At 66.8% G+C, this 9009-nt stretch carries 8 protein-coding genes; 3 read left to right on the top strand and 5 right to left on the bottom strand.

Going from position 1 to position 9009, the window contains the following annotated elements; translation table 11 throughout:
• Together ACTS1X_RS11835 and ACTS1X_RS11830 are read right to left on the bottom strand one after the other, a co-directional pair.
• Positions 1–197: hypothetical protein (locus tag ACTS1X_RS11835; protein ID WP_442614603.1), on the bottom strand; the 197-nt coding region annotated here is incomplete at its 3' end.
• Positions 198–297: 100 nt separating this feature from the next.
• Positions 298–1554: an N-acetylmuramoyl-L-alanine amidase gene (locus ACTS1X_RS11830; protein ID WP_442614602.1), complete on the bottom strand. Its 1257-nt coding sequence runs from the start codon at positions 1552–1554 to the stop codon at positions 298–300.
• Positions 1555–2061: 507 nt separating this feature from the next.
• Between ACTS1X_RS11830 and ACTS1X_RS11825 the strand changes: the two genes are divergently transcribed.
• The 3 genes from ACTS1X_RS11825 (at position 2062) to ACTS1X_RS11815 (ending at position 6835) form a co-directional block, all read left to right on the top strand.
• A complete protein-coding gene (locus ACTS1X_RS11825; RefSeq protein WP_442614601.1) occupies positions 2062–4581 on the top strand; it encodes an Rne/Rng family ribonuclease in 2520 nt (839 codons plus the stop codon).
• 66 nt (positions 4582–4647) lie between these two features.
• Positions 4648–6042, top strand: coding sequence for a M48 family metalloprotease (locus tag ACTS1X_RS11820; RefSeq protein ID WP_442614600.1), 1395 nt, complete (start codon positions 4648–4650; stop codon positions 6040–6042).
• A 22-nt stretch (positions 6043–6064) separates the two neighbouring features.
• Positions 6065–6835 (top strand): DsbA family protein, encoded by a 771-nt coding sequence (locus ACTS1X_RS11815; protein ID WP_442614599.1) that lies wholly within the window; start codon positions 6065–6067, stop codon positions 6833–6835.
• Here ACTS1X_RS11815 and ACTS1X_RS11810 read toward each other — a convergent pair.
• The 3 genes from ACTS1X_RS11810 to ACTS1X_RS11800 all read right to left on the bottom strand — a co-directional run.
• Positions 6832–7641: a hypothetical protein gene (locus tag ACTS1X_RS11810; RefSeq protein WP_442614598.1), complete on the bottom strand. Its 810-nt coding sequence runs from the start codon at positions 7639–7641 to the stop codon at positions 6832–6834. The genes ACTS1X_RS11815 and ACTS1X_RS11810 overlap by 4 nt on opposite strands.
• Entirely contained in the window at positions 7638–8279 is a 642-nt protein-coding gene (locus tag ACTS1X_RS11805) for an RlmE family RNA methyltransferase (protein ID WP_442614597.1), read from the bottom strand. Before ACTS1X_RS11805 ends, ACTS1X_RS11810 begins: the two co-directional genes overlap by 4 nt.
• The coding region (locus ACTS1X_RS11800) for a Ppx/GppA phosphatase family protein (protein ID WP_442614596.1) at positions 8276–9009 on the bottom strand (734 nt) is incomplete at its 5' end. The genes ACTS1X_RS11805 and ACTS1X_RS11800, both read right to left, overlap by 4 nt.

Below are 9009 nucleotides of genomic sequence, written 5' to 3'. Positions count from 1 at the left end.
GTCGAGGGCAGGTCCCGCATGAAGGTGAACCAGAAGGCGATCATGGCGAGAATCGCGACCAGGAGGAGGTAGAGCGGCCAGCGGTACCGCCGCTTGCCGAGAAAGCGCTGCACGCCGGCCATGAATCCCGTCGCCTCGCGCCGGAGCCTCACGCTTATGCTGGTATCGCCAATGCTGGTTTCGCCGGTGTCCGTCATCGCGTGCCGGTTTACCAGCTTTGCCTATCGATGCCAGCCGGTTTTTGACCGCGAAACCCGGGCCGGGCAGGCTGCCGGGCGCCGCAATCGCGCCATGCGGTCAGTCGGTGCTGGATATCCGGCGGGCGAAATGGGTCTCGATCGCATCCGCGAGTCCGCGTGCGATCGCCCGCTGGCCGTCGCGCGAGAAGAGGCGGCGCGCGTCGGACGAGTTGGTCAGATAGCCCGATTCGAACAGTATCGACGGCATGTCCGGGGCCTTGAGGACGGCAAATCCGGCGAAGCGGTGATAATCGTTGCGGAACGGCACCGTGTCTCCGGCTTCGCGGCGCAGCAGCGAGGCGAAGCGGGCGGAAATGTTCATCGTCTCGCGCTGCGTCAGGTCGATCAGGATCGAGCGGACATCGTCGTCCGCGCCGCCCAGATTGACGCCGTTGATGATGTCGGCGGCGTTTTCGCGGCTCGCCAGGCGGGCGGTTTCGCGGTCGGAGGCGACTTCGGAGAGCGTGTAGATGGTTGCGCCGCTCGCATCCCGGTTCTCCGCGCTGTCGGCATGGATCGAGATGAACAGCTCGCCGCCGAGCCGCCGGGCGATCTCGTAGCGCTCGCGCAGGACGAGAAAACGATCATCGTCGCGGGTCAGCGCCACCCGCACCCGGCCTGAGGCCAGGAGCGCGTCGCGGGTCGCGAGCGCGATCGCGAGCGTCGCATCCTTTTCATGGCGATTGCCATAGGGCGAGATCGCGCCCGGATCGTGGCCGCCATGACCGGCGTCGATAACGACCAGTGGGCGGCCGCGCGGACCCTGTATCTCGGGCAGTTCGATTTCGCCGGCCGGCGTTGCGCGGGGCAGGCGGACGGTCAGTTCGCCGCGGCCGCGCGGCGGCCGGGCGCGAAACGCCATCGGCGGCAGGAACCGAGCGCGGCCGGCATCGGCGGCGCTGGCGAACTGGAGCTGGCTGACCGGCCGGATATCGAGCGTGAAGGACCGGCCGTCGGCGGCGAAACTGCCATTGGCGAAGACCGCCGGACGCGCGAGATCGAGGACGAGCCGCGCCGTTTCCGGATCATACTGGCCCTGGCGCACGGCGCGGATCGGGCCCGCTCCTTCCACGCCGCTGCCGGCGCGCGCACCGGCGACGTCGATCGCGATACGATAGGGGTCGTCGAGCACGAAAGCGGACGCGTTCTCGACATAATCGTCGAATTGCACGGTGATCCGTTCCGGCGTCACGTTCACGGCTTCGATGGCGGTCGCCAAGGCGGGCTGCCAGCCGAAAATCGCAAAAATGGCGAGCATCAGGGACATGGTCCCATATTGCCGCGCTATCCCCCCTTTGGTCCAGCGCAAACACATGATTAAGGTTACCCTTGTTCTTTTTCGTTCGCAGGCCGGGATAGGGGCGGGGCTTCAAAACGAGGTGAAATAGTCCGGTTAACAGCGGGTTCACCATGTTCGTCCGGGGTTTATGCGCCACGTCCGAGCCGGTTTTTGTTGCGGCGCGCGAACGGCGCTGCTAGCGCTTTTGGCGATAGGGGGTTGAATGTGCTGACCGGCATGGCAACGTCCTGTTTCACATGGCCGGCGCATTTCCGCCCGGTTCACCAGGTTGACGCTGCATGAGGCACCCACTTCCCGAACGACAAGCGATGCGCGAACCGCGCCGTCTTGCATTCGTGGCAGGTCGTCCCGCCCCCGAGGCCGGACATGCCGACGCAGCAGAAGCGATTTATTTCAGTTCACCCCGAATGGGCACGACCCCAAGTGCGATTCCGCACGGCGCGGTCGCACATCGCCCATTCCTATCAATTCGCATGCCCGCCCGCCCAGCTTGGCCGGCTCGGCATGTTCGGAGACAAATACATGGCAACGCGTATGCTGATCGATGCGCGCCACCGGGAAGAGACCCGTGTGGCCGTCGTCAAGAACAACCGGATCGAAGAATTTGATTTCGAGTCCGAGGACCACAAACAGCTCAAGGGCAATATCTATCTCGCCAAGGTGACCCGCGTCGAACCGTCGCTGCAGGCGGCGTTCGTCGATTATGGCGGCAATCGCCACGGTTTTCTGGCCTTCAGCGAAATTCACCCCGATTATTACCAGATCCCGAAAGAGGATCGCGAGAAGCTGCTCGCCGAAGAAGTGGAGCAGGCCAAGGAAGAGGCGAAGCTTCGCGAGAACGAAGACGACGAGCAGGCGAAAGAGGATGCCGCCGATTCCGATGAGGAGGGCGAGGAGCCCGAAATCGAGGAAACCGGCGACGCCGACGCCGATGAAGAGCATCATGACGAGCCGTCCGTCCAGAATATCCGCAAGCGCCGGATGGACCTGCGCCGTCGGTACAAGATCCAAGACGTTATCCGGCGCCGCCAGGTGCTGCTCGTCCAGGTCGTCAAGGAGGAGCGCGGCAACAAGGGCGCGGCGCTGACCAGCTATCTCTCGCTCGCCGGGCGCTATTGCGTTCTGATGCCCAACACGTCGCACGGCGGAGGGATCAGCCGGAAGATTTCCAACGCATCGGACCGCAAGCGTCTGAAATCGGTCATTTCCGATCTCAAACTGCCCGATACGATGGGCTGCATCGTCCGCACCGCGGGGATGACGCGCACCAAGACCGAGATCAAGCGCGACTTTACCTATCTCGCCCGGCTCTGGGACGAAATCCGCGAAACCACGCTCAACGCCACCGCGCCGGCGAAGATCTATACCGACAGCGATCTGATCAAGCGGGCGATCCGCGATATCTACAATCGCGATATCGACGAGGTGATCGTCGAGGGCGAGGAAGGCTACAAGGCCGCCAAATCCTTCATGAAGCTGCTGATGCCGAGCCATGCGCGCCGCGTGCAGCAATATGTCGACGCGACGCCGCTGTTCCAGCGCTACCAGGTCGAGGACCAGCTCAGCGCGATGTACCAGCCGGTCGTCCAGCTCAAATCGGGCGGCTATCTCGTCATCAACCCGACCGAGGCGCTGGTCTCGATCGACATCAACTCGGGCCGTTCGACGCGCGAGCACAATATCGAGCAGACGGCGCTCAAGACGAATATCGAGGCGGCGCGCGAAATCGCCCGCCAGCTGCGCCTGCGCGACATGGCCGGGCTGGTGGTCATCGATTTCATCGACATGGATCACCGCTCGAACAACCGGAAAGTCGAAAGCGCGCTCAAGGATGCGCTCAAGAACGATCGGGCACGGATCCAGGTCGGGCGGATTTCGTCCTTCGGCCTGCTCGAGATGAGCCGCCAGCGCCTGCGCACCGGCGTGCTCGAGGCCTCGACCCACGAATGCCCGCATTGCGAGGGCACGGGCCTGATGCGCACGGCCTCTTCCGCCGGGCTTTCGGCATTGCGCGTGCTCGAGGAGGAAGCGGCGAAGGGCAAGGGCTCGAAGCTCGTGCTCACCTGTTCGCGCGATGCCGCGGTCTATGTGCTGAATTCGAAGCGCAAGGAACTGGGCGAGATCGAGGAACTGTACGGCGTCTCGATCGAGGTGCTGCCGGATCGCGCCCTTGAAGGCGCGGCGATGGACGTCGCCGCGTCGGGCCCCGCGCCGACCAAGAGGGTCGAGATCGTACCGCTGGCGCTGGATGACGATGACGATGACGAGGATATCGTCGACGATATCGACGAAGAAGAGGACGAAGACGAGGAGGACGAAAGGCCCCGCTCGCGCCGCCGTCGCGGCCGCCGGGGCGGTCGCAGCCGGCGCGGCAAGCCGAAATCCGCCGATGCCGAAAGCGAAAGCACGGACCGGGACGAAGACCAGGCGGCCGGGGCAGGCGATGGCGATGACGAGGAGGCGCCCCGCCGGAAATCGCGCCGGGGCCGCCGCGGCGGACGCCGCCGGAAAGGCCCACAGGATGCGCAGGACGGCGAAACGCAGACGGACGACACGGCCCAGGCTGCGGACGATGCATCGGCAGTAGAGGCTCCGGAAGCCGAGAACGCGGACGTCGAGGCGGCCGAGGCGGAGAAACCGAAACGCCGCCGCTCGCGCAAGAAGGCCGACACCGAGGCCCAGCCCGAAGAAGCGGCGGGCGATGCGGAACCGGCGGCAGAAGCGGATGCCGAGACCGAAGATAAGCCGAAACGCGCGCCGCGCCGTCGCCGCAAGGCGGAACCGGAAGCGGCCGCTGCGGCGCCTGCAGTCGAAGCGCCCGCCGAAGGCGACGATGGGGCGCCGGCCGAAGCGGATGCGGCACCGGCCGAAGCGGAAGCGGCGCCCGCCAAGCCGAAACGTTCACGCAAAAAGCCCGAAAAGGCCGATGGCGGGGAGACGGCGGTGGCGAGCGAAGAACCTCCCATGGCCGAGGCCGGGGAAAGCGGCGGCGGGGATCAGCCCGTCCGGCGCGGCTGGTGGCAGCGGACGTTCGGCGAGTAGCGGACGATGACCGCCGGGACCCCCTTTTCATCCCCGGTTCAGGCGCAACGCCCGACAGTGCCGGCAATGACCGGGTCCCGCTCGATTTCCGCCGCTTCGGCGAAGATGATACTGCGTCTCGCGCTCGTGACGCTGCTCGGTCTCGTCCTGGCGGTCCGCCCGGTGGCGGCGCAGTCGATCCTGCGGGACGCCGAGACCGAAACGCTGCTCAACGACATGGCGGCGCCGCTCGTCGAGGCCGCCGGTCTCGAACCCAACGGATTCGAGATCGTGCTGGTCAGCGATACGAGCATCAACGCCTTTGTCGCGGGCGGCCAGCGTGTCTTCATCCATTCGGGCCTGATCATGGCCGCCGCCAACGCCAATGAAGTGCAGGGCGTCATCGCGCACGAGATCGGTCATGTGACGGGCGGCCATGCGATCGCGATCCAGGACGCCGCGGGCAACGCCGGCGGGATCAGCCTGTTGTCGCTGTTGCTCGGCGCGGCGGCGATCGCGGCGGGCGCCGGGGAGGCCGGGCTCGCCGTCCTGTCCGCCGGTTCGCGGGCCGCGATCGGCAATTTCCTGGCATTCAGCCGGGCGCAGGAAGCGACGACCGATCTCGCCGGGGCGCAATATCTTTCGACCGCCGGAATCAGCGGGCGTGGCAGCCTCGCCTTTTTCCGCCGGCTCCAGAATCTCGAATATCGGCTGAATATTCCGCAGGACAACAGCTATGACCGCACCCATCCGCTCACCGGCGAGCGGCTGGCGATCCTCGAGGAACTCTATCAGAACGACCCGGCCTGGAATGCGGAGACCGACCCCGAACTCGAAGCGCGGTTCCAGCGCGCGCGCGCGAAGCTGATCGGCTTCGTCCAGCAGCCGGAACAGACGCTGATCAACTATCCGGAAAGCGATACCTCGGTGCCGGCGCGCTATGCCCGGGCCTATGCCTGGCACAAACAGGCCTTCCCGGATCGCGCGCTGGCGGAAGTCGATTCGCTGCTCGCGGGCGCGCCGGGCGATCCCTATTTCCTCGAACTGCGCGGCCAGATCCTGCTCGAATCCGGCCGGCCGGACGAGGCGCTAGCCGACCTCCGCACGGCGCTCGCTAATTCGCGCAACCATCCGCTGATCGCCTCGCTGTTCGGCCATGCGCTGATCGCGACCGAGGACGCGGACCATCTGGTCGAGGCGCGGCGGGTGCTGCGCACCGCGGTCCAGCGCGACAATCGCAATCCCTTCGCCTGGCGGCGCCTCGGCTATATCTATTCGCAGGAGGGCGATATCGCGCGCGCCTATCTGGCGACGGCCGAATATGCGACGCTGGCCGGATCGCCCGAGGAGGCGCTGGTCAACGCGCGCCAGGCGATGCAGGGCATTCCGCAGGGCACGCCGGACTGGCTGCGCGCGCAGGACATCGCCATGATCGCCGAGAGCGTGATCGAGGAACGCGGCGGCCGGCGCCGCAACCGGTGAAACGGATGAACGGAACGAACGCATGAACGCCAGCCGATGGATCGTGAGCGGAGCGGTGGCGCTGGCCGCCGCGATCGCCGTCTTTGTCTTCCTCCGCGCCGACGGAACCGAGGCGGCCGACGGCCAGACGCCGGTCAGCCTGCCGGCGGGGCTCGAGCGGTCCGAACTCGAAACCGTGATCCGCGAATATATTCTCGCCAATCCCGAGATCATCCCCGAAGCGATGGAGCGGTTGCAGGAACGCCGGATGGTGCAGATGATCTCGGCGGTGCGCGACGAGCTGGAAACGCCGTTCGAGGGCGCCTGGGCCGGCGCGGCGGACGCCGATGTCACGATCGTCGAGTTTTTCGACTATGCCTGCGGTTTCTGCCGCACCAGCCTGCCGGATATCGAGCGGCTGATCGCCGAGGACGACAATGTCCGCGTGGTCTTCCGCGAGCTACCGATCCTCAGCCAGGAAAGCGTCGATGCGGCGCGGGTCAGCCTGTCCGCGGCGCGTCAGCGCGACTATTTCAATTTCCACAAGGCGATGTTCGACGCCGGCCGCCCGGGCAGCGCGACGATCGCCGAAGCCCAGCGCAGCGCCGGGCTCGATCCGGCGCAGGTCCGGCGCGACGTCGCCGATGCGGCGATCGAGACCGAAATCCGCAACAACCGCGAACTGGCGGGCCGGCTCGAACTGACGGGAACCCCGGCTTTCGTCGTCGGGGACCGGATTTTGTCGGGCGCCGTCGGTTACGACCGGCTGCGGCAGGCGGTCGCGGAAGCGCGGGCCGCGCAGTCCGGCGACTAGCCGTTCGCGAGATCGGCGAGCGGGGTCATCTCCGCTTCGTCCATATGGTCCGGCATCAGGATGATGGAACGCGACGGCGGCAGGAACCAGAGCACGGCCCGGGCGAAATTGTCGGCATGCGCGTCGCTGCCGAACGCGGTCCTCGAAACATTGACGACGAGCGAGCGGGACGGCCGCGTTTCGGCGGACATCATCAGCGACACGCGCGGTTCGGCCACCTTCCAGATTTCCTTGAGATGCCGGTCCAGTGCCCGGGCGGCCTCCCGCGACAGATAGTCGGCGGACGGCGTGCTCTGCACGATCCTCGTCCCCGCCTTCACCGTGACGGTGCCGCTTTCGGCGCCGCCGCCGGTTTCGTCGAGGTCGACCGGATCGCCGCGCCAGTCGCGATAGCGGACGAGGCTTTCGACCACGCCCATCGGGATCACATAGGCGGGTTCGTCGGCCTGGGGGTCGGCGAAGAGGACCGCCCCGGAGCCGGCGTCGAGACAGGGCCGGGCGAGCGCCGCCAGATTGTGCCCGACGAAACTGTCGCTGACGGGCATGTCGAAACGCAAATAGGGAAAGCCGTCGGGTCCGGTAAAGGGCGTCGAAGACGGGATCTCGATCGCGGCGGTCCACAGGGTCGAAAAGAAAGCGTGTGCCCAGCCATCGTCGCGCCGCTCGGGCGGGACGGCGATCAGCTGCCGGAGCCGTTCGGTGGCGTCGGGATCGGGCGGGGTTTCGGCGTTCGGATCGATCGGCAGCGGGTCCATCCCGGGCGATGGTTCGTCGCGATTGCCGAACAGCTTTCCGAAAAGGCTCACTCCCGCCCCTTAAACCCTTTGGCGACCACATACCATTCGGACGAGCCCTTGCGGCTGGCCGGCGGCTTGGCGTGTTTCACCGTGGCGAAATTGCGCTTGAGCTCGGCGACCAGCCTATTGTCCGCGCCGCCCGCGAGCACCTTGGCGAGGAACGTGCCGCCGGGGCGCAATATCTCGGTCGCGAACAGCGCCGCCGCCTCGACCAGCGCCATCGTCCGCAGATGGTCGGTCTGCTTGTGGCCGACGGTGTTCGCCGCCATGTCCGACATGACGAGATCGGCTTCGCCACCCAGCGCCTCGGTCAGTTTCGCGGGCGCGTCCTCGTCGAGAAAATCCATCTCGAAGATCGTGACGCCCTCGATCGGATCGGTCGGCAACAGGTCGATGCCGACGATCGAGGCGCCCGGCGCCTTGCGCCGCGCCACCTGCGACCAGCCGCCCGGCGCGATGCCGAGATCGACGATCCGCTGCACGCCCTTCAGCAGCTCGAACCGGTCGTCGAGCTCGATCAGCTTGTAGGCCGAGCGCGCCCGATAGCCGTCGGCCTGGGCGCGTTTGACATAGGGGTCGTTGATCTGGCGCTCGAGCCAGCGGCGCGAGGATTCGGAGCGCCCGCGCGCCTTGCGCACCTGTTTCATCGGGCCGCTTTCCCGGCCGGACGTCCGTCATGCGCCATCATCGAGCGCAGGATGCCCTCGCGGATACCGCGATCGGCGATCCCGATGCGCTCGGCGGGCCAGATGTCGAGGATCGCCTCGAGGATCGCGCAGCCGGCGACGACGAGGTCGGCCCGTTCCGTCCCGATGCACGGTATCTCGGCGCGTTCGGGTACCGATTTGTGCGCGAGATCGGTGCTGACCGCGCGCAGCGCGTCGGAGGGCAGGATCAGCCCGTCGATCTTGCTGCGGTCGTAGCTCGGCAGTTCGAGATGGACGCTGGCGAGCGTCGTCACCGTGCCGCTCGTGCCCAGCAGGCGCGGCTGGTAGCCGATCGTCGGCAGGGTCGAGGCGAAATCGGCGAAGCTCGCCGCCACGCGGTTGCGCATCCGCTGATAGGTGTCGAGCCGGTCCTCCAGCGTCGTCAGGTCGTTGAATTCCTTTTCCGCGAGGCTCACCACGCCCCAAGGCGCGCTGTACCAGGACAGGATCTCGGGCTCGTCCCCGCCCGGTTCGATCAGCACGAGCTCGGTCGAGCCGCCGCCGATATCGAAGATCAGCGCCGGGCCGTCGCCCGGTTCGAGCAGGATGTGACAGCCGAGCACCGCGAGGCGCGCCTCTTCCTCCGGGCTGATGATGTCGAGCGCGATGCCGGTTTCCTCGCGGACGCGGCGGACGAAACAGCGGCCGTTCGCCGCCCGGCGGCAGGCTT

Origin of the sequence: Parasphingopyxis sp. (assembly GCF_052168275.1) — a bacterium.
Taxonomy (GTDB): domain Bacteria; phylum Pseudomonadota; class Alphaproteobacteria; order Sphingomonadales; family Sphingomonadaceae; genus Parasphingopyxis.
This window is presented reverse-complemented; position numbering and strand designations above follow the sequence as displayed.